The organism is Flavonifractor sp. An112, assembly GCF_904377885.1.
Taxonomy (GTDB): Bacteria; Bacillota; Clostridia; order Oscillospirales; family Oscillospiraceae; genus Flavonifractor; species Flavonifractor avicola.
Genome location: NZ_CAJFGT010000025.1, coordinates 12,644 through 34,694, shown reverse-complemented (window position 1 = coordinate 34,694; position 22,051 = coordinate 12,644). Strand labels below are relative to the sequence as shown.

Genomic DNA, 22,051 nt, shown 5'->3' with positions numbered 1-22,051 from the left:
CTACCTCAAGCGGAAAAGGCGATTTAGCCGCACCCCCTGGGCCTGGAGGGCCGCCAGGTAGAGCACCACACCGAAGAGGGTGCAGGCCCCCACCGCCGTCCACTCCCCTACTCCGCTGTCCAGCAGCACCCGAAAGAGCAGGTTGCCGGTGAGGCCGGTCAGCAGGGCCGCCAGGCCGGGGGCTACCCCCCAGTCAAAGAGCCGCAGCTTCAGTCCGGTAACCCGCCGCACCTGGAACCAGTTCAGGAGCGCTCCCAGGGCGGAGGAGGCCACCACCCCCACCCAGTAGCCGCCGATCCCCACACCGGGGAGTCCCAATAACAGATAGGTGCAGCCCAGCTGCAGCCCGCCGGACAGAATGGAACTGCGGGCTGCAGCTTTTTGTCTGCCCAGTCCGTTGAGGGCGCACCCCAGCACTGCCTGCCAGCAGGACAGCAGCACCCCCACTGACAGGGGGAGCAGATACCGGCCCACCCCCTCCTCCCGAAAGAGCAGCTGGCCCAGGGTGGGGCCCACCACTACCAGCAGAGCCATGGCAGGAAACATAAGCACCGAGGTGGCCAGCATAGACCGGTCGATCCGCCGCCGGATCAGCGGGGTGTTGCCCAGAGCTGCCCCCTGGGCCAGCTTGGGCATGAGCACCAGCCCCAGGGCGCCGATGAAGGCAGTGGGCAGGCAGAGCATGGGCATGGTCATGCCGCACAGCACACCGAACTCCTCCATGGCCCGGCTCACCTCCGCTCCGGCGGCCACCAGCCGCTGGGGGATGAGCACCGCGTTGGCCGAGCCCATCAGGTTGCCCAGCAGACTGGTGAACCCCACCGGCAGGGCGATGGCCAGGATCTGCCGGTTCATCCGCCGGGAGGCCCCCGGCTCTCCCAGCTTCTCCCCTGCCAGCCTGCGGCGGGCCAGCAGCATCAGCGTGATGGAGGAAAAGAGCTCGCACACGATCATGCCCACCACGATAATGGCCACGGTCCGCTCCGGATTCTGGGGCAGGAAGAGCACCAGCAGCCCGAGAACCGCAGCCGCCCGGATGACCTGCTCGCACAGCTCCACCGCCGCCGGGGGCCGGATGGCGCCGGTACCGTAGAAGAAATGCTTGTGCAGGTTCTCCACGCCGGTAAGGAGAATACAGGGCAGCAGCAGCAAAAGCCCCATCTGAGTACGGGCATCCCCCAGCAAGTACACCGAAATGGGATCATACAGCAGGGCAGTGACCGTGGCCAGCACTCCAAACAGTCCCAGGAAGCACAGCAGGCACCGGCGGAGCACCTGGGCCGCCGCTCCCCGCTGTCCCCTGGCATAGTATCCGGCAGACAGGTTGGATACCGCTGCCGTCAGCCCCACCGCTGTCAGAGAGAGCAGCACGGAATAGACCGGCATAATGAGCTGGTAGAGGCCCATGATCTCCGCCCCGATGAGGCGGGAAAGTAAAATCCGGTAGACAAAGCCCAAAAACTGCCCGGCAATGCCGGTACCGGTGAGCAGCAGGGTGCCGTAGAGCATGGATGTCCGGTCGAGCTTCAATGGGCCCTCCCCCTTTCAATGGTCCACTTCCACTCTATTCCGCATGGTTGTCCGGCATACATCCAGAAACCTTTTGACAAATGACGGCAAAGGTTTTATCATAGAACCGTATATTTTAGTGAATTGCAGTATAAAAGTGAGGAATCCCTATGATCGCCACCGTCATCAATGTGGTCCTGATCCTGCTGGGCAGCATTCTGGGCCTTCTGTTCAAAAACCGCATCAGCGCCCGGTTTGCCTCGGGTATCACCTTTGCGCTGGGCCTGTGCGTGCTGGGTATTGGCACTACCAGTATGATTGGCACAGCCGACACTTTATGTGTCATCGTGTGTATGGTAATCGGTACCCTGTTGGGAGAGCTCATCAACATTGAGAAACGTATGGACTCGGTGGGAGACGTGCTTCGCCGCAAACTGATCCGCGGAGAGAGCAACAGCCGCTTTGTGGAAGCCTTTGTAAACTGCTCTGTCCTGTACTGCGTGGGGGCAATGGCCATCAACGGCGCCATGGAGGCCGGGATGAACGGCAATTATGATATCATCATCTCCAAGGCGGTGATCGACGGGGTCAGTTCCATTACCTTTGCAGCCGCCATGGGCATCGGGGTGGCCTTCGCTGCCCTGCCCACCTTCCTCTACCAGGGTGCACTCACTATTATTTTCAGCATCGTGGGACAAGGGATAGACCCGGCCATTGTCACCGAGATGAGCGCCGTGGGCGGCACCATCATCGTGGGTATCGGCATCAATATGCTGGGCCTGCCCAAGGAGAAGCTGCGGGTGGGCAATATGCTGCCCGCCATCTTCCTGCCTCTGGCCTATATTCCCATCCGGGACTGGCTCATGGCAACGCTGGGCTGAGCGGCATAAAAGGCAGACACATGGTAGTTTCCCACGTGTCTGCCTTTGTCTTGCCCACTTAACTTTATCAAAGATCTTGCCGTTTCCGACGCTCTACAGGCCGAATATTTGGATAGGAAGAGGGGCTTCCCAGCGAAAACCATCGCTTGGGAAGCCCCTCTCGTTTTTTACCAAACGGGAACAGATGAAACCTTATTCATCAACAAGCCCTTCGCAAAACCGCATCAGGATCACAGCAACCTCGGCACGGGTAGCATCTCCTTCAGGGCTGAGGGTACGGTCACTGGTACCGTTGATGATTTCAGCGCCCACAGCCCACTGCATGGCGGGAATGGCATATTCGCCCACATCGGCAGCGTCCGTGTAGGAGAGAATGTTGGTGTTCTCTCCGATGCTCACATCGTAACCCTTGTACTGTGCATAGCGGTGGAGCATGGTAGCCATCTGCTCTCGGGTGATGAGATCGTCAGGCCCAAATTTGTTGTTTCCGTATCCGGTAATAATGCCTTCACTGGCGGCCCACCGGACTGCCTCGCCGTACCAGGAATCCAGATCCACATCATCGAACGGCACGGCATAATCCACCACAGGGCTGCCCTCCAGCCGCCACAGAATGGTGGCAACCATGCTTCGGGTGGTGGTCATATCCGGGCTGAAGGTGATGCTGCTGGTGCCGTCCATCAGGCCGTGCTGATAGACGTAATACACGCCGTCCTCATACCAGATATCCGCGGGCACATCCACGAAGGGAAGGTCAATCTGAGTCATCTCATTAAAGGTGGCTTTCACCGTAACGGCACTGTCCGGCATGGTAAAGGTGTATGTACCATCCTTCTCCTCATCCAGCGTGATGGTTTTTCCATCCTGCTGCGTTACGGTAAGGCTGTCAAGCCGATAGCCGTCGTCCGGGGTGACGGTCAGAGTGACCGTCGTGTCGGCGTTGGCGCTGTTCCGGTCCGCGCTGACGGTGCCGTGGTCGCTGTCCTCCACGGTGATCTTGTAGCTGGAGACACCGCCGCCTCCGCCACCGCCACCACCGCCGCTGGACCGCACTTCAAAGGTGGCCGCAACGGTCAAAGCGGTATCGGTTTCCGCAACCGTATAGGTACTGCCGCTGGTAAAGTTCTTGCCGTTCACCGTGAGGGTACTCAGGCGATAGCCGCTGTCGGGCTGTCCGGTAATCACCAGTTTGTCACCGGCAACCACCTTCACGCCGCTCTTCAGGGCAACGCCGTCACGGGTGACCGTCACAGTACCGTTTTCAGCGGTTTCGATGGTCAGAGGAATGCCAGCCAGAATATCCACTGTCAGGCCGATCTCCTCCTGCACATTGGGAATAAACACGGTCACAGTACCGTCGCCGTTGGGTGTGATGGTCGCATCCTCCCGGGCCACAGTCACAGTCTTGATGGCACTGTCCGCAGCAGGCGCCACAGTGAAGGTCACATCGCCGCCCCGGCGGATCTCATTTTCCGGCGCGCCGGGATAGGTATCTGCAGGGTTCCGCTGATCGATGGTAACGGTATAGCCTTCGCCGCCTGCGGGAACCACAAAGCCCTGGTACGTCTCAAACTCCACGGTAACGGTGGTATTTTCGCCGAGGGAGTCAATGGTCAGGGTGTTGGTGAGGTTGCCTTCCACCACTTCGCCGTTGATGGTCCACGCCTTTACCATGTAGCCAGAATCCGGGGTAGCGGTGAACTGGATCTCGCTGCCGCCGGCAAACTGCACCGCGGTATCGGCAGCAATGGGAGGCCGTTCCCGCCAACCACGGAATACTCCACCTCATACAGAAGCGCCTCAGTGAAGGCCGCACCCACGGTGATGTTGCTGCCCACCGTCAGGGTGATGGTCTTATCGCTGCCGGACGCGTCGCCCGTCCACTCCTTGAGCATCCAGTAGTCGTCTGCCGTGGCGGTAAAGGTCACCTGGGTACCGTCAGGCACGGTGTCGCCGGAGTTAAGGGGCTGACCGTCCACAGCGGCGGTGATGCTGCCGTGGGTGGTCTCTTCAATGGTAACGGTGTACTGGGGAATGGCCTCCAGATTTGCCGTCACATTCCATGTGCCTGCGGTCAGAACGGGCACAGTGACGGTGGTCTTGTCTGCACTGATCTGGGCATCAGCCGGCAGGCCGGTCCAGTCCTTCACGCGGTAGCCCTCCGCCGGGCTGACCGTAAAGACGATCTCCTGGCCGCCGGAGAGTTGGTCGCCGGACTGGAAGCCGCGGCCATCTGCGGTGGCGGTGATGGTACCCATGGCATCGTCATTCACCCCGTAGTTCACGGGAATGCCGGCAATGGCGGCAAAGCGGGCCTCCACGTTCACATTGTCGGAAAGGGCGTCGGTGGTGTAGGTGAGATCGGTATGCTCGATCTTTGCGCCGTCCACATACCAGCCCTCAAGGCTATAACCGCTGTCGGCAACAGCAGTAAAGGTAACGGCGGAACCGAAGTCCACATAATCGCCGCTCTTCAGTTCGGCAGCTGCGCCGTCCGCGGTGCCGCTGGCAGTCAGGCTGCCGTTGTCCGCGGAGAAGGTTACCACCGGCTTCTTGGCAAAGGTGATCTCAAAGGTGGTATCAGCAGTAATTGCATACTGGGCGGTCTGCACGCCGTTGACCTTGCCGGTATTCTCATAGAGGACATCGTCCGTGCCGCTGACGGAGATGGTATCCACCACATAGCCGTCATCCGGGGTGGCGGTAATGGTGATGGTCTCGCCATAGCGGGCGGGATCGGTAGCCGAGGCGGTGCCGCCGGTGCCGGTTCTCAGGGTCACCTGCTGCTCCACGCCCCAGAGTTCCACAGCCACGGTGCAGTCGTCGGTGGCCGCATAGGTAAAGGTGTTGCCGGTCTCACCGGGCTGCTCCACACCGTTCACCGTCCAGCACTTCACTTCGTAGTGCTCGTCAGGAACCACGGTAAAGGTAACAGGTCCGGACACGGCAGCGCCGCTCTCGATGGAATATTCGCCCATCTTGGCGGTCAGTGTGCCGTGGGCAGGATCGGCAAAGCTCACCTTGGGCAGGCCGGAGGTGTACTGAACCGTCACATTCAGGTCCTGCATCGGGGTAAGGGTGAGGGTGTTGCCGGTTTCCGGCTGTACCACACCGTTGACGATCCACTCCTTCACCCGGTAGCCCTCATCAGGCTTAGCGGTAAAGGTGATGGTGCCGTCCTCATAGACCACGCTGGGCTTGCTGTCATCATACAGCTCCATGCCCTTGCGCTCCGCCGCAGCGGAGATGGTGCCGTGGGTGCCGCTGCCGTCACCGACAGTATCCACCACGGAGTAGGTGACTGAATACTGATTCAGCGCCGTCCAGGTGTAGTTGACGTCAACATCGGCCGTGACATCGCTGACGGTATAAGAATAGGTGTCGGTACCATCCAGATCGGGGTACTGCGTGATCACATAGCCCTTGTCGGGGACCAGAGTGATGGTGAGGTCGTCGTAGTAGCGCAGGACGTCGGTACCGCTGTTGACGGTGCCGCTGCCGCGCTGGACGGTGATGGTGCCGTTTCCGCCAAAGGCCGAGCCGGTCAGGTCGTATTTCTCGATGGTCTTGAAGGCGGCCTCCACATTGCTGTTGGCCCGGAGGATCAGCTGATATGCGTCCTCCGTAACAATGCCCAGGGAATCCAGTTCCTGAAAGCTGGTAATACCGTTTTCGGTAACGGCCCATTTCTGGATACGGCTGTCGTTTCCTGCCGCCGCGTCAAAATCGACGGTGGTCCCCGGGGTCAGGGTGGTGCCGGACTGGACGGCAATACCGTTGGCCTCGGCCGTCAGGGTGCCGCTGCCGCCATCCACACTCTGGGTACCGTAGGTGAGGGTATAGGCCAGGAAGGACTCAAAGACCGCGCCTACGGTCACATCATTGTCGATCTTCAGGCTGATGGAAGTGACGTCGTTCTTGTAGTCCGCAAACGCGTCCGTCCAGTTCTCGAAGGTGTAATACCGATCGGCCTCCGCCTCAAAGGTCAGTGTGGTGCCCTTGGGAACGCTGATCTTGCCGTTCTCATCCGGAGTCAGAACCGTGTCGCCGTCTTTGACGATAATGGAGCCGCCGGCGGTGACGTTCAGCGTAACGGTCTTGGCAACCTCAGCCATCGGCACGAACACAGCGGACACATGGTGCTCTGCGGCATAGGCGTGGAAGGTGAAGGTATTGCCGGCGGCGGCGTAGGTCTTGTCTGTGCCGCTTCCGTCGGTCACTTTCCACTCCTTGAGGGCATAGCCGTCAGCGGGAGCGGCGGTAAAGATGATCTCATCGTCGCTGCCGAAGGTAGCGCCGGTGGAGGGGAATGCCTCCCCATTCACAGTCGCACTCACGGTACCGTTGGCATCGTCAGCAGTATAAGTGACAATGCTCTCCTCCGCCACCACAGCGGCGGTCACGGTGATGGTGGTGGCCTCCTGAATGGCAAAGTTGAACTGGCCGTCCACCGGGGTAACGGTCTCGGTGCCCTCCTCCGTAGTCAGAGTCACTTCGGTAATGGCATAGCCGGGTTTAGGCGCCACATCCACATAGACGATGGTCTCCTCTTCCACCTTGTCGCCGCTGTGGATTTCCACATTGCCCAGATGGACGGCTCTGACGCTGACTTCATTCTCGTTGTAGTCCATGGTCAGCGGTACATAGGCCTTGGGCGTGGTAATGACTGCCTCGTTGGACCAGACGCTCTCACCGTTTTCACTGTCGGTGGTGACCACGAAGGTATACTCCGTGTTGCTGTCCAGTCCTGTCACGATGTACTCAAGAGTGTTGCTGCCGAGAGGCTCCTCGTTGACCTTCCGGAACGCTGCGTCGTCCTCACCCCTGACGTAGACGTAGTAGCCCAATACGGCCAGACGTCCCGGGACGCTCGGATCACTCCAGGTGAGGTGGACGGAATCCAGGCCCTGCAGCTCTGCCGCCAGATCGTTTACTGCCGGCGCAGGTGCGGAAATGTTGGAAACGTTGTAGGCAATGATGAGGGCGTTGCTGCCTGCGACGCCCAGATTAATGGTGTCTTTGGCCAGGTTCCAGGTAAAGCCGAAGGACTTGGTGACGGATTCGGGGATGCCGTATTCCTCCAGCAGATACTGCCAGTCCAGGTTCTGCACCGCGCCGCTGGTCTCGGTCTCGCTGGCGGTGGTGGTGGAGGTGCTGCTGGAGTGCATATACTCCAGGCTGGCATAGACTCCGGCCTTGGCGCCGTTGTCGCCGATCTCGAAGCCAGCCTTGACAGAGAGTTCAAAGGAGAAGCCGTGCTGGCTCTCAATGCTTTCGGTGGTGGCGCTGCCGTCGGATTTGGTGCTCTGGGTCTCGCCGCCGTTGTAGCCCAGCTGATAGTTGGAGGAGCTGATCTGATCCAGATTGCTGGCATAGCCCCAGGGGTTGCCCTCCTGGCCCAGATAGCTCTTCTGGCCGTCGATCTTCACCATGGGGGTGAAAGCCCCACCGGTCTTCTCTTTCATCAGGGCGTTGTACTCGTCCACAAAGGTGTTGTAATCCACCACGGACATCTGTACATAGGCCGGAGTCTTGGGCACGGAGATGGCAAACCCTGTGCCATCCTCCGTAGACTCCAGGTCATTCCACGACCATCCGCCCTTGTTCTTGTCGTAGAGCTCGTAGGTGTAGGTGATGACCGGGGTGCGCTGGATCACCACGCTGTCGTAGGCTTTGGTGGCAAAGTTGTCGGTGGTGGAGGTGGTCAGGGTCTCCTCAAAGGTCTCCGTCCAGGTGTTGGAGGAGCCAGCCTGCAGTTCCACTGTGACAAAGTTGGTCTCTACCTCTCCGGCAAAGCCCACGCCAAAGGAGGTCTCGTTGCCGGTGCCCTTGGTGTACTCATAGCTCTGGGTGAAGGAGTAGGTGGTCTCGCCGGAGTCACTGCCCAGGTCGATGCCGTCAAAATAGGGAGCCATCTGGAGCACAGCAGACACCTGAGGATCGGTGTAAGTCCAGTCCTTACCCTTGTACCGGGCCAGCACGCCGTCGTCATCCCGGTCCAAGGAGACCAGCACAAAGTTGGTGTCATAGTCCCAGTTGCCCTCGGCGCCGGCGCCGCCCTGGTTGCCAATAAAGAAACCGCCGGACCTTTCGTAGAACATACTGGTGTCAGTGCCGCCGGCGCTGCCCACGCCGCCGCCGTTGCCGTCATAGTTCTTGCCGCCCACGACGCCCAGGCGGTAGTAATAGTCGTCCTCATACCGCTGCTTGTTGGCGTAGACAAAGAAGATCTGCTCATAGCCGTAGTCGTTGCCGTCGAAATTGCCCACGGCCACAGAGGGAATGAAGGTCTCGTCACACACAGTGCTTTCGATAGAATCGTCGTTGTCCTTGACGAAGGAGACGGTATAGAGCGCATTGGCGCCGCCGGTGGAGAAATCAATGATCTTGCCGCCCACAAAGACGTATTCCTCGTGGATGGAGCCGTTAAAGGCCACGCAGGCCAGGCTCAGGGGCGAACGGCTGTTTTCACCGCCGGTGCCGCCGGCAAACCAGCCTGTGGAGGCGACGGAGTGGAAACGGGTCACGCTGTCGTCCGTACCGGGGGAGGCAAAACTGCCATCGGAGCGGGCGTTGAAGACAGCAATGTTCCAGGTCTCGCCGTCCAGGGCATAGGAAGTGTCCGCGTCGGCGGAGTTGGCGTAGGAGGTGACGGCGTTCTTGGTGCCGCCCACCACAATCTCGTCGGTGCCGTCGCCGTCCACGTCGCCGGCGTCCAGGCCGATGGCGGTCATAGTCTGATAGCTTCTCCGGCCATTGCTGATGCCGTTATCCTCCGCCACAAAAACAACCTGGCGGCCGCCGTCTGTCACTGGGCTGGAAGCGTTGCCTCCGTAGGACACGGCCATCATGGGGAGGTAGTATTCGCAGTCAAAGTGCTTGTTGCTGTCGGGGGGCGCCATGAGATAGGAGACCGCCGCCAGATCGTCCTTGCCGTCGCCGTTGAAGTCTCCGGTAGTCAGGGCGCAGCAGAGTTTGTTGCCAAAATTGTTGGTCGTATTGGCCATATCATTACCATGGTTTTCGTTGACATAGCGCCGGTGGAGCAGATTTTTACCGGCACTTTTCTGCGAAACCGTCAGGCTGCTTCCGCTCACATTGCAGCTGAGCTCATAGAGGCCGTAGTCCGTCGCGTTGTCGGCAGTGACAAAGGCCACGAGGGTCTCTTTGCCGTCGCCGTCATAGTCGCCGGCGGTGATGGCAAAGTAGTTGCCCGCCCGCCAGTTTTCCGGGTTGCTGTTCTTGATCCAGCTTGCATTGCCCGGGAATTCATATTTGGCGTACGCCGTGCCGGTTTCCGCATCCTGGACGTGGAGCACAATTTTGTTTGCGCTGGTATTGAAGCCGATGTAGGCGATGTGGTCCTTCCGGCCGGTGCCGGTGGGATCAAAGGCCACAGCCTCCACAAAGGACATCTTTCTCATATTTTCATAGTACCCATAGTTGTCAAAACTGCCGTTCAATCCGTCCTTGCCGAAGTCATTGGGGATGGAATCGCCTTCACCGTCCCAGCCGTCGTACCACAGAAAGGAACTGTAATTGCCGTTGTTGTCGATGCCGTAAATGCCCAGCTCGGACATCTCGTTCATCAGGAAGGGCTGGTCCACACCGTAGCCGTAGGGGTTTTCGGTGCTGTCGGGGTCAAACTCCGACGGCTGTCCCATGTTCAGGATGCCATCGAACTGGGACGAACCCGCCGCCGCGGCAGGCAGCGTCATGCCTGGCATCAGGGATACCAGCAGACACAGGCTGACAAAAGCCGCAAGGATTCGTTTTTTCATTTGCTTTCCTCCTTTGCTTCCGAAGGGGTAGAAGTTTCCGTACCGGAGTGATTTACCGGATTAACGTTGACTGTCTCAGCCGCTCGTCATCCTCCTTTCCCAAAATGGCGGGCTTTTGACGACACAAAAAGGGCGCGCCACGCCGCGAAAGAAACGCAAGCGCAACGCACTCTTTGGAAAAATCTAAAATTTGGAATTTCATAAAGGGGCAGACCTGTTCCGTCTGTCTGGCCATGGAAGTGGACATCCATTTGTCAAGATATTTGCCGTAACTCTTCACCCCATCGCCTCTCTCATTCCGGTAAGCACCGCCGTGTCTCTGCGCATTTCGTAAAATAGCGTATTCACATTATAGCGAAAAGAATCCGGGGTTACCATTACCCATTTTGACCCCTAAAATGGGTGAGGCATATGGGCATACCTCTTGTTGCTTTTTTACCGAAGCATATACTGCTTCAAGTCTTTTCGATTCTCCACGTTGAGCTTTTTCATCGCCTCGGAAATGTGGCTCTTAACGGTATTTATCGAAATATTCAGGTATTCCGCAATTTCCTGATTGGTCCAGCTCCGTGCGGCCAGCATGGCCATGGCAAATTCGGTGGTGGTCAGATCGTCCGCCACATCATGCCCGGTGATAGGGTTGTGAACTCTACGCCAGCCGGAAGAGAACCGATAGGTTATGTCAATAATCCGCTTGAAGTCTTCCGGCCAATTTGGTTTGATGGTCGCCTCCAGCATCGCGCCCAAAAGCCCGTGGTGCTCACCAAAGCCCTCTATGAGATCATCCGGGCGTGCAATCTCCCACGCCGCCAGAAGATGTGTCTGGGCACGATCCGGCTGTTTCATGCTCATGTAGTCCATCACCGCCACCAGATGGAGATAAATGGCGGAGATGGGGTAGGCACTGGCTCCCATGGCAAGGGTGGCTTCCACCACCCCGGCGCTGCGTGCGTATTCCTCTTTTAAATAGAGGTAGTGGGCCTGCACATACAGCGCAAATGCCCGCAGGCCAGGAGGCAGCAGCGGCAGGAATTCCTTCGTGGGCGGCATTTCCGCCGGCAAAGGCAGATGCAGCAGCACCGCCGCCGCAAAGGCCACAAAGACTTCCATGGCGCGGATGGGCGGGGCATTTTCTCCGCCGGCAGCCAATGTGCTTTTGATTTCATTCAGAGCGCATCGGGCATGATCGATCCGCCCCATAGACAGGCAGGCATAGGCAAAAATCCAGCAGGCAGACAACTTGGTCGCCCCATCCTCCGCATTGAGGTAGGGTTCGGTCTCCTGCATGGCTTTTTCCGCCTGACCACTGAAATAGTGGTACTCTGCCAGAGCAATGTTCTTTTTTGTCCCCGCTTTCATTTGCTCGATGGTTTCCAGGCAATGCCCCGGCTGAAAGGCTGTGTTCATCAGAGGCATGAAACCAGGAAAGAGCTCTTGGGGCCGCTGTGTTTGGGGTACTGCTTGGGACAGTTTCTTTTGTTTACGGGGATCACCTGGTTTTTCAGCGTCTTCCGGGATCGCCCAAGATCCGCCGAATCGTTCCGCACCGGGAATACGGCCTTCCGCACAATATTGATTGACCCGCCGTTCGGATATGCCCCATTTACAGGAAGCTTCTTTAATGGAAAGATACCCGTTCACTTCCGTACCGCCTTTCAAGAAAATCTGCTGTGTCTATGCTGTAATCACGGCAAGAGGGCACTCCTCGTCAAAATCTGGGAGTGCATACGTCTTTTTCAAGTATATTGTATACGAATATCAGTAGATTTTCAAGCAATCAGATCATAATCAACAATAGGAATCATCATATTATGGATGAAAAAAGAGTGCTGATATTCCATATCAGCACTCTTTTTCTTATGATATTAACATTTCCGGATATTCTGGCTCTTCCGTCTGAACATATTGTTTTCCCTTTATTATAAGGAAGACACATTTTCCTTTTATGCTCAGTTGAACTTGTAGATCTTGCGGGCCAGCCGGTACAGCTTCACCGACAGCTTCCGGCCCTGATATCCGGGGATGTTGCCCACAAAGGACAGGGAGCGGTACTTGTACTTGTGATAAAGCCCCACGTCCTTGCTGCGCAGATACTCCCACAGTTCGGTCTTTTTGCCCAGGGCCTCGGGAGAGCCGTCCAGAATGAGGAAGATGGAGGAGATGGTCATCATCATGGACAGGTAGCTGCTCATATACCGGGCCAGCCGGGGCTGCTGGGCGTGGAGTTTGCGGAGGTCGTGGCTGTCAATCATGATCTTGTTGACCCGCAGCTGCTGGTCCACCCGGCCCACCATCACCGACTCGTTGACGCTCTGATCGGCCCGGCCGATGAAGTAGCGGTACAGGTCGATATCCATATAATAGATCCGCTTGACGAAGGGCAGGGGCTGGTAGACAAAGATGTTGTCCACATAGAAGGTGTGCTTGGGCAGCACCAGTCCGCAGTCCCGCAGCAGCTGGGTGCGGTAGATCACGCTGTGCATCAGCAGGAACTGGGAGGGACGGAACCGTCCCACCTTGCTCCAGGAGAAGATCTTGTTCTGGGGGAACACATTGGTGTAGCGCACCACCTTCTGGGTGTTGTCCTCCACGTGTTCGTACACATAGTTGGCCACGAACATATCCACCGGCTTCTCCATCTTGGCGAACTTCCGCAGCTTTTCCAGGGCCTTTTGCAGGGCCGCCTCATCCAGCCAGTCATCGGAGTCCACCACCTTAAAATAAAAACCGGTGGCGTTGCGGATGCCCTGGTTGACCCCCTCGCCGTGACCGCCGTTCTCCTGATGGATGGCCTTCACGATGTTGGGATACTGCGCGGCGTAGCGGTCACAGATGGCGGGGGTGTCATCCTTGGTGGAGCCGTCGTCCACCAGGATGATCTCGATATCCTCACCGCCGGTGAGCAGGGTCTCCACACAGTGCTCCATATAGGCTGCGGAGTTGTAGCAGGGCACTGCGAACGTAATGAGCTTTGACATATGTAGCTTTCCTCACTTCAACAGATCGTCACACAGCGCCAGAGCCCGGGCGGCAATGGCATCCATGTTGTAGTACTTGTACTCCGCCAACCGGCCCAGCAGATGGAACCGGGGGAACTGGTCGGCCTCCGCCTTGTACTTGGCGTAGAGGGCGTTGTTGGCCTCGTTGATGATGGCGTAGTAGGGGATCTCCCCCGCCCCGCCGGTATAGGCGCTGGAGTACTCCTTCATGATGGTGGTCACACCGGGCAGCTCCTGACCGGTGAGATACTTGAACTCGGTGATGCGGGTATAATCCTGGTCCATGGTGTAGTTCACCGTGCCGTGGCTCTGCCAGAAGTCCACGGGGTGGGTCTCAAACTGGAAGGTCAGGGTGCGGTAGGGCAGCCGGCCGTAGCAGCAGCCGAACAGCTCATCTGCCGCGCCGGTGTAGATCACCGTGCCGTCAAAAGGCACGCCGTCCAGCAGCACCTGCCCGTCCGCCAGGGTCAGGCGGGCGGCGGCGTCGGTGTTCAGCTCCACGGTGATATCGGGGTGATCCAGCATCCGCTCAAACATGGGGGTATAGCCCTCCTTGGGCATCCCCTGGTAGAGATCCTGGAAGTAACGGCAGTCCTCGGACAGGAACACCGGCACCCGGGCGGTGGTGTTGGGATCAATCTCCTCCGGGCGCTGTCCCCACTGCTTCATGGTGTAGTAGACAAAGACGTGCTCGTACACATAGTCGGCCAGGGCGGCGATCTCAGGATCGGGATTCTGCCGCAGTTCCAGAATGGTGACCTTCTTCTCCATGCCGTAGGCGGCGATGAGCCGTTTGGCCAGGCTGTGGGCCTTCTCCGGGCCGAAGGCCGCCCGCAGGGAGACCAGATTGAAGGGCACCGGCAGTTCCATCCGCCCGTTCTCCGCCGGGATATTGGCCACCACCTGATGCTGATAGCTCAGCCAGGGGGTAAAGCGGGACAGGTACTCAAAAACCCGCTGGTCGTTGGTGTGAAAGATGTGGGGACCATACCGGTGGATAAGCACACCGGCCTGGTCAAAGCAGTCGTAGGCATTGCCGCCCACGTGCTCCCGGCGCTCCAGCACCAGCACCTTTTTCCCACCCCGTTCGGCCAGCTCTCGGGCGCAGATGGCCCCCGCCATACCAGCACCGATAACCAGGCAGTCAAATGGATGATCCATGGGATCCGTCCTCTCTCATTGGAATGATCGCAGCGATTGGATGCGGCCATATTTCCCTGTCCGGGAACATGGCAGGTTCATTTTAACACAGAACTGAAAAAATAGGTGAAAAATTTCAATTAAGTTTTCCTTAACGCCGTTATCGATCAGAAGTGCGGTGATGGGACCGGGGCTCGGCGCCGCCCAGGAAGCACTCGGCGTAGTGGTCCATGGCGTGCTGGATGACCTGGATGGCGGCCGCCCGGTCATTGACGTCTCCGGCCACGGCCTCCTTGCCCTCCAGGGCCTTGTACACCGTAAAGAAGTGGGCCATCTCATCAAAGATGTGAGCGGGCAGGTCCATCAGATTCTGATAGGTGTTGCAGGTGGGGTCGGAGAAGGGGATGGCGATGATCTTTTCGTCATTCTTTCCGCCGTCCAGCATGGAGATGTAGCCCACCGGGTAACAGCGCACCAGGGTCAGGGGGTCCATAGCCTCGGAGCAGAGAACCAGCACGTCCAGAGGGTCGCCGTCATCGCCGTAGGTGCGGGGGATGAAACCGTAGTTGGCGGGATAGTGGGTGGAGGTGTGGAGTACCCGGTCCAGAATGATGAGACCGGTCTCCTTGTCCAGCTCATACTTCTTCTTGCTGCCCTTGGGGATCTCAATGACCGCCACAAAGTCCTCGGGCTGGATACGGCTGGGGCTGATGTCATGCCAAATATTAGACATTGTTGTTTCTCCTTTTGTGATATCGTCTGTCTGGATCGGGACAGGCCCTCTATGGGGCGATTCAGTAATCATTATTATATCTTTCCTCCCCATAGAATACAATACTTCCCTGATGCATTTTTCCACCTTTTGTCTTTTTGCAGTTTCTCCGCAAAATTGACCGGTATCCCTTTTGTAAAGTGGGACATCCTATATTGTAAAGTCCGGAAACTGCCGTGGGAGAGCGACTTTACCCATTCTTTACAATTCGTTGAAGGACAACTTTACAATGGGCCGATATACTGTAGCTTGTTCCGAGAAACCAAGAATACATTGCATGATTGGAGATTGAACACCATGAAAAAGAGAACACTTGCGCTGATGCTTTCCGCTGCTCTGTGCGTGGGTATGCTGGCCGGCTGCGGCGGCGGCAATACAGGCACCGCCACCACTCCCTCCGGCAACACCCCCTCCACCACCGAGAGCGAGACTCCCAGCACCACCGAGCTGTCCGGTACCGTGGTAACCAACGGCTCCACCTCCATGGAGAGCGTGATGGGTTCCCTGATCGAGGCTTTTAAGGAAATCCAGCCTAGCGTCCAGGTCCAGTACACCGGCTCCGGTTCCGGCGCCGGCATCACCTCCGCTCAGGACGGCACCGCCGATATCGGCCTGGCCAGCCGCGACCTGAAGGACACCGAGACCGGCGTGAAGCAGATCACCGTGGCCAAGGACGGCATTGCCATCATCGTAAACCCCGAGAACCCTGTGGCTGACCTGACTGTGGAGCAGATCGCCCAGCTGGCCACCGGCGAGATCACCAACTGGTCTGAGGTGGGCGGCAACGACGCCGAGGTGGTCTTCATCGGCCGTGAGGCCGGTTCCGGCACCCGTGACGGCTTCGAGTCCATCACCGGCACTGAGGACGCCTGCAAGTATCAGAACGAGTTGACCTCCACCGGCGAAGTGATCGCCAACGTGGCTTCCAACCCCAACGCCATCGGTTACGCCTCCCTGTCCGCTGTGGATGACACCGTGAAGGCCATCACCGTGGGCGGTGTGGCTCCCACCGAGGAGACCGTTCTGGACGGCACCTACGCCATTCAGCGTAACTTCAACTTCATCGTCAGCGACAGCACCGAGCTCTCCGACGCGGCTCAGGCCTTTATCGAGTGGGCTACCTCCGCTGATGCCGCCGATCTGATCGCCGGCGCTGGCGCGGTGCCTGTGGCCGAGTAAATCCATCCGCCGTTTTGATTGCCCCCTCGGTCACGAGGGGGCAATCTCTATGACTACAACTCTTTTACGAAAGGCCGGTCATCAACCATGAAACAAAAGCTCCGACCGTTGGAAGTGACCATGAATGTGCTGTTCTTCCTCTGCGGTTTCATTGCGGTCGTCTTCGTCCTGTTCATCAGCATCTACCTGATCATCTCCGGCCTGCCCGCCATTAAGGAGATCGGGCTGGTGGAATTTCTGTTCGGGACCAAGTGGGCCTCCACCGCAGCAGAGCCTTCCTTCGGTATCCTTCCTTTTATTCTGACCTCCATCTACGGCACCGCCGGCGCCATTGTGCTGGGCGTTCCGGTGGGCTTTATGACGGCGGTATTCCTGGCCAAGATTGCCCCGCCCAGAGTCGCCTCCGCCGTGCGCACCGCCGTGGACCTGCTGGCAGGCATCCCCTCGGTGGTCTACGGCCTCATCGGCATGATGGTGCTGGTCCCCGCCGTCCGGGAGCTGTTCAACCTGCCTGACGGCGCCAGCCTGTTCTGTGCCATCATCGTGCTGGCCGTCATGATCCTGCCCTCCATCATCTCCGTGTCCGAGACCGCCCTGAAGGCGGTCCCCAAGGAGTATGAGGAGGCCTCCCTGGCCCTGGGCGCCACCCACATTGAGACGGTATTCCGGGTCTCCGTCCCCGCTGCCTCCAGCGGCATCGCCGCTTCCATTGTGCTGGGCATCGGCCGTGCCATCGGCGAGGCCATGGCCGTCATCATGGTGGCGGGCAACGTGGCCAATATGCCCTCCCTCTTCTCCTCCGTCCGCTTCCTGACCACCGCTGTGGCCAGCGAAATGTCCTACGCCTCCGGCCTCCAGCGTCAGGCTCTGTTTTCCATCGCGCTGGTGCTCTTCCTCTTTATCATGCTTATCAATGTGATCCTCAATACGCTTCTCAAACGGAAGAAGGGGTGATATACTGTGATCGAAATGAAACCTCTTTCCGGAAAGCGGAAGGCCTATGACCGTACCCTCCGTTTCCTGCTCTACTTTTGCGCGATCCTGACCTGCGCGCTGCTGGTGTTCGTCATCGGCTATATCTTCATCAATGGTCTGCCCCACATCTCCTGGGAATTCCTGACCTCCGAAACCAGCTATATCAAGGACACCATCGGTATCCTGCCCAACATTCTTAATACGGTCTATATCGTAGTTGTCACCCTGATCTTTATCCTGCCTCTGGGCGTGGGGGCGGCCATCTACCTCACCGAGTACGCCCGCAACCGCCGGCTGGTGGGCATCATTGAGTTTGCCACCGAGACCCTCACCGGCATTCCCTCCATCATCTTCGGTCTGGTGGGTATGCTGTTCTTCTGTCAGTTCATGGGTCTGAAGGCCTCTCTGCTGGCCGGTTCCCTCACCCTGGTCATCATGACCCTGCCCACCATCGTCCGCACCACCCAGGAGGCCCTTAAGACCGTTCCCCAGTCCTACCGGGAGGCCGCCCTGGGCCTGGGCGCCGGCAAGTGGCGGATGATCCGCACGGTGGTGCTCCCCTCCTCGGTGGACGGCATCGTCACCGGCTGCATCCTGTCCGTGGGCCGCATTGTGGGCGAGTCCGCCGCCCTGCTCTTTACCGCCGGTATGGGTATGGCGCTCAACGACTTCTTCGGCTCCTTCGACCAGTTTATCCACTCCTCCGGTGCTTCCCTCACCGTGGCTCTGTATGTGTATGCCAAGGAGCGGGCCGAGTTTGACGTGGCCTTTGCCATTGCCGCCATCCTGATGCTGCTCACCCTGGTCATCAACCTGACCGCCAAGCTGGTGGGCAAGAAATTAAAGAAAAAATAAGGAGTTCCAACCATGGATGAAAATACGATTCTGTCTGTGAAGGGGCTGGACCTCTGGTACGGCCAGACCCAGGCCCTGAAGGATGTCAGCGTGGACATTCCCGAAAAGCAGGTCACCGCCCTCATCGGCCCCTCCGGCTGCGGCAAGTCCACCTTCCTGAAAACCCTGGACCGGATGAACGACCTGGTGCCCGGCATCAAGATCACCGGCTCCATTCAATACCGGGGCCAGGAGATCTACGACTCCAAGGTGGACGTGACCTGGCTGCGCAAGCAGATCGGCATGGTATTCCAGAAGCCCAATCCCTTCCCCATGTCCATCTACGACAACATCGCCTACGGTCCCCGTACCCACGGCATCAAGAACAAGAGCCGTCTGGACGACATCGTGGAAAAGTCCCTCCAGGGCGCCGCCATCTGGGACGAGGTGAAGGACCGCCTGAAAAAGTCGGCCCTGGGCCTGTCCGGCGGCCAGCAACAGCGTATCTGCATCGCCCGTGCTCTGGCGGTGGAACCCGACATCCTGCTGATGGACGAGGCCACCTCCGCTCTGGACCCCATCTCCACCTCCAAGATCGAGGACCTGATCGCCGATCTGAAGAAAGATTACACCATTGTCATCGTCACCCACAATATGCAGCAGGCCACCCGTGTGTCCGACAAATGCGCCTTCTTCCTGCTGGGCCAGCTTATCGAGTTCGGGGATACCACCCAGCTCTTCTCCGTGCCCAAGGATAAGCGCACCGAGGACTACATCACCGGCCGCTTCGGTTAACAGGAGGCTCTCATGAGAAAAACCTTTGACGCCGAGCTCCAGGAGCTCAATTATGAAATGATCGACATGGCCGCCGCCGCTGAGGACGCTATCGACGTGGTGGTGGAGTCTCTGGCCTCCAGCGACGATGCCGCCGCCAAATCCGCGGTGGAAATGACCAAGCACATGGACGAGATGGAGCGGGACATCGAAAACCGCTGCCTGCGTCTCCTCCTCCAGCAGCAGCCCGTGGCCCGGGACCTGCGCACCATCTCCGCCGCCCTGAAGATGGTCACCGACCTGCAGCGCATCGGCGACCAGTGCTCCAACATCGCTGAGATTTCCCTGCTGCTGAAGGAGCAGCAGCAGACCCAGACTCTGGCAGACATCCGCACCATGAGCCAGAAGGCCGGTGTCATGGTGAAGCGGGCCATTTTCGCCTACGTCAACCGGGATACCGATGCGGCCAATGCCGTGGTCAGCCTGGACGACGAGATCGACCAGCTCTTCCGTACCATCAAGAGCGAGCTGGTGGAGCTCATCGTGGAGAACCGGGAGACGGCTGACCAGGCCATCGACCTGATTATCATCGCCAAGTATCTGGAGCGCATCGCGGACCACGCGGTGAACATCGCCCAGTGGGCTATTTTCTGTGTCACCGGAGAGATCCAGCTCCAGGCCTGAGCCCCCAATACGAAATGGAAGGTGATCCCATGTCCAGAGCCATCGTGGTGGTGGAGGACGACGAGAGCATCCGCGAGATGCTCCGGTACTATTTTCAATCCGTAGGTTATACCGTTCGCCCCTATGAATCCGGCGAGGCCATGTTCGAGGGCGAGACGGCCCATAGCCTTCCCGTGCTGTTTATTCTGGACATCATGCTCCCCGGCATGGATGGTCTGGAGATCCTCCGCCGCCTGCGGGAGGGCCGGGACACCGCCGAGGTGCCGGTCATCATGCTCACCGCCCGCAGCGCTGAGATGGACCGGGTATCCGGCCTGGAAAACGGGGCGGACGACTATGTGGTCAAGCCCTTCGGCATCATGGAGCTCCAGGCCCGGGTGAAGGCGGTGCTTCGCCGCACCGAGCGCCGGGGCGACCAGGTGCTGACCTGCGGGGATCTGGAGATCGATCCCGCTGCCCGGGAGGTCCGCAAGGGCGGTAAGCTGGTGGACCTTACCTTCAAGGAGTTTGAGCTGCTCAAGCTGCTGTGCGCCCGCCGGGGCGTGGCCCTCACCCGGGACGAGATCCTCCAGACGGTTTGGGATTACGACTATACCGGCGAGACCCGCACTGTGGATATGCACGTCAAGGCCCTGCGCCAGAAGCTGGGCGACGACGTGGTCACCACGGTCCGGGGCGTAGGCTATAAAATGTCCTGACGGCCCGCCGCCCTGCCGGGGCGGCTGCCGTCACACCACGGGCGGCCTCCTTCCGCCCGTTTTCCCATTATCTGCGAGAGGAGCCTATTATGAAGAAACGAATCATCGGCGCAACACTGCTCACCGTGGTGTTCGCCCTGCTGATCTCCAATGTTGTGGGGATACTCATGTTCCGCAGCCGGGAGATGGACGCCGCCCGCTCCACCCTGCAGGAGCTGCTGGAGCTGATGGACGCCCAGAGCGCCATCACCGAGCCGGAGGCCCTGATGGAGCAATTCCACGCCGCCGCCCCCGACAAGCGGCTCACCATTATCGACACCGACGGCACCGTGCTGGCCGACACCGGCGCGGACGCCTCCAAACTGGAGGATCATAACAGCCGTCCCGAGGTGATTGATGCCGAGCGCTCCGGCTGGGGCGAGGCGGTGCGCCGCTCGGATACCCTTGGCACCTCCATGTTCTATGTGGCCAAGCGCTTTGCCGACGGCATGATCGGCCGGGCCGCCATGCCCCTGTCCTCTATCAACTCTTTGGTGATGAGCGGCGTCTGGGGCTTCCTGATCGCCTCCATCGCCGCTCTGCTGCTGGCCTTCCTGCTGTCCCGCCGCACCGCCAACCGTATCGTAGCCCCACTCAACTCGGTGGGCGGCGCCCTCCAGGGCGTATTGGACGGCAAAAAGACGCCCGGACTGGAGGGTCTCCAGGCTGACGACGAGCTGCGTCCCATCCTGCGCTACATTGACAAGCTGATGGATCAGCTGGGCGGCTACATTCAGTCCATTACCGCCGAGCGGGACAAGGTCAGCCTGATCTTGGACTGTATGGACGAGGGCCTGATCCTGCTGGATGAGGAAGGCAAGGTGCTGGCCATCAACCGGGCTGCCCGTACCCTGTTCGGCTTCCCCGAGGGAGAGCAGGAGGACGGCGCTCTGCTGCTCACCCGCAGCCGCCGGCTCCGGGAGGCCATCCATGACTGCCAGGAAAAACATTCCTCCATTATGCTGGATGTGGATGCTCTCACCGAGGATGCCCGCTCCCTGCGGCTCTTCGTCTCCCCCGTCTCCGGCCGCCAGTATGAGGGCCAGCCGGTGGGTACCTCCATCCTGGTGTCCGACGTCACTGAGCTGAAGAAGGCGGAGGGTATCCGCAGTGAATTCACCGCCAACGTGTCCCATGAGTTGAAAACTCCTCTGACCAGCATCAAGGGCTTTACCGATATGCTGTCCAGCGGCATGGTAACCTCTCCCGCCGATCAGAAGCGGTTTATCACCATGATCGGTGTGGAAGTGGACCGGCTCATTGATCTCATCAACGACATTCTCAAGCTGTCCGAGCTGGAGTCGGTGGCCATTGACCAGACCGAGGAGCGCTCCGCGGTGCTGGACGCGGCCCATGACACCGCCTCCCTGCTGGAGCCCTCCGCCAAGGCCGCCGGTGTGACCCTGGCCGTGGAGGGCGAGAGCGTCACCGTAGGTGTCCCCATGAGCCGTCTGAAGGAGCTGCTCTTCAATCTGATGGGCAACGGCATCAAGTACAGCGAAAACGGCGGCACGGTGACCACCCGTGTCCATGTACAGGACGGCAAGGCTGTGATCTCAGTGGAAGACCACGGCATCGGCATCCCCGAGGAGGACCAGAGCCGGGTATTTGAGCGGTTCTATCGGGTGGAAAAGGGCCGGGCCCGCAAGAACGGCGGCACCGGTCTGGGGCTGGCCATCGTCAAGCACATCACCCAGCTTTACGGCGGCACCGTCAGCCTGGAGAGCCAGGTAGGCAAAGGTTCCACCTTCACTGTGATCCTTCCCATTCCCAACAACTAAGACAA

General features: G+C 59.1%; 15 protein-coding genes and 1 pseudogene. 8 read left to right on the top strand and 8 right to left on the bottom strand.

Features of this window, described 5'->3' with window-relative positions; translation table 11 throughout:
- Positions 1-1,530 carry a putative polysaccharide biosynthesis protein gene (locus IHN22_RS05495; protein WP_300985565.1) on the bottom strand — a complete coding sequence of 510 codons (1,530 nt, stop codon included), beginning with the start codon at positions 1,528-1,530 and terminating at the stop codon, positions 1-3.
- A gap of 149 nt (positions 1,531-1,679) precedes the next feature.
- Between IHN22_RS05495 and IHN22_RS05490 the strand changes: the two genes are divergently transcribed.
- Complete coding sequence (locus IHN22_RS05490) at positions 1,680-2,390, top strand: DUF554 domain-containing protein (protein ID WP_191434000.1); 711 nt, start codon at positions 1,680-1,682, stop codon at positions 2,388-2,390.
- A 192-nt stretch (positions 2,391-2,582) separates the two neighbouring features.
- Here the strand turns inward: IHN22_RS05490 and IHN22_RS05485 are convergent, their stop codons facing one another.
- The 7 genes and pseudogenes from IHN22_RS05485 to IHN22_RS05460 all read right to left on the bottom strand — a co-directional run bounded on the left by IHN22_RS05485 (position 2,583) and on the right by IHN22_RS05460 (position 15,043).
- Positions 2,583-4,064 (bottom strand): S-layer homology domain-containing protein, encoded by a 1,482-nt coding sequence (locus IHN22_RS05485; RefSeq protein ID WP_191433998.1) that lies wholly within the window; start codon positions 4,062-4,064, stop codon positions 2,583-2,585.
- Positions 4,058-10,171: an InlB B-repeat-containing protein gene (locus IHN22_RS05480; RefSeq protein WP_191433996.1), complete on the bottom strand. Its 6,114-nt coding sequence runs from the start codon at positions 10,169-10,171 to the stop codon at positions 4,058-4,060. The genes IHN22_RS05485 and IHN22_RS05480 overlap by 7 nt, the downstream gene beginning before the upstream one ends.
- A 435-nt stretch (positions 10,172-10,606) precedes the next feature.
- Positions 10,607-10,909, bottom strand: a complete 303-nt coding sequence (locus tag IHN22_RS12790) for a helix-turn-helix domain-containing protein (protein ID WP_300985578.1) — start codon at positions 10,907-10,909, stop codon at positions 10,607-10,609.
- 744 nt (positions 10,910-11,653) lie between these two features.
- Positions 11,654-11,812 (bottom strand): annotated as a pseudogene (locus tag IHN22_RS12785) (helix-turn-helix domain-containing protein); the annotation flags it as partial.
- A gap of 308 nt (positions 11,813-12,120) precedes the next feature.
- Positions 12,121-13,149 carry a glycosyltransferase family 2 protein gene (locus IHN22_RS05470; protein ID WP_191433992.1) on the bottom strand — a complete coding sequence of 343 codons (1,029 nt, stop codon included), beginning with the start codon at positions 13,147-13,149 and terminating at the stop codon, positions 12,121-12,123.
- Positions 13,150-13,161: 12 nt separating this feature from the next.
- Positions 13,162-14,331, bottom strand: coding sequence for a UDP-galactopyranose mutase (gene glf / locus IHN22_RS05465; RefSeq protein WP_191433990.1), 1,170 nt, complete (start codon positions 14,329-14,331; stop codon positions 13,162-13,164).
- Positions 14,332-14,470: 139 nt separating this feature from the next.
- A complete protein-coding gene (locus IHN22_RS05460; RefSeq protein ID WP_191433988.1) occupies positions 14,471-15,043 on the bottom strand; it encodes an inorganic diphosphatase in 573 nt (190 codons plus the stop codon).
- A 336-nt stretch (positions 15,044-15,379) separates the two neighbouring features.
- Between IHN22_RS05460 and IHN22_RS05455 the strand changes: the two genes are divergently transcribed.
- From IHN22_RS05455 to IHN22_RS05425, 7 genes are all read left to right on the top strand, one after another.
- Positions 15,380-16,261, top strand: a complete 882-nt coding sequence (locus IHN22_RS05455) for a phosphate ABC transporter substrate-binding protein (protein ID WP_191433986.1) — start codon at positions 15,380-15,382, stop codon at positions 16,259-16,261.
- A gap of 87 nt (positions 16,262-16,348) precedes the next feature.
- Positions 16,349-17,215 carry a phosphate ABC transporter permease subunit PstC gene (gene pstC / locus IHN22_RS05450; RefSeq protein ID WP_191433984.1) on the top strand — a complete coding sequence of 289 codons (867 nt, stop codon included), beginning with the start codon at positions 16,349-16,351 and terminating at the stop codon, positions 17,213-17,215.
- 9 nt (positions 17,216-17,224) lie between these two features.
- On the top strand, positions 17,225-18,091 hold the full coding sequence (gene pstA / locus IHN22_RS05445) for a phosphate ABC transporter permease PstA (RefSeq protein ID WP_191434009.1): 867 nt from the start codon (positions 17,225-17,227) through the stop codon (positions 18,089-18,091).
- A 12-nt stretch (positions 18,092-18,103) separates the two neighbouring features.
- Positions 18,104-18,865 carry a phosphate ABC transporter ATP-binding protein PstB gene (pstB, locus tag IHN22_RS05440; RefSeq protein WP_087187821.1) on the top strand — a complete coding sequence of 254 codons (762 nt, stop codon included), beginning with the start codon at positions 18,104-18,106 and terminating at the stop codon, positions 18,863-18,865.
- A gap of 12 nt (positions 18,866-18,877) precedes the next feature.
- On the top strand, positions 18,878-19,528 hold the full coding sequence (gene phoU, locus IHN22_RS05435) for a phosphate signaling complex protein PhoU (protein WP_087269114.1): 651 nt from the start codon (positions 18,878-18,880) through the stop codon (positions 19,526-19,528).
- A gap of 29 nt (positions 19,529-19,557) precedes the next feature.
- Positions 19,558-20,226, top strand: coding sequence for a response regulator transcription factor (locus IHN22_RS05430; RefSeq protein ID WP_087269117.1), 669 nt, complete (start codon positions 19,558-19,560; stop codon positions 20,224-20,226).
- A gap of 89 nt (positions 20,227-20,315) precedes the next feature.
- Positions 20,316-22,046: a sensor histidine kinase gene (locus IHN22_RS05425; RefSeq protein ID WP_191433982.1), complete on the top strand. Its 1,731-nt coding sequence runs from the start codon at positions 20,316-20,318 to the stop codon at positions 22,044-22,046.
- Positions 22,047-22,051 lie beyond the last annotated feature (5 nt).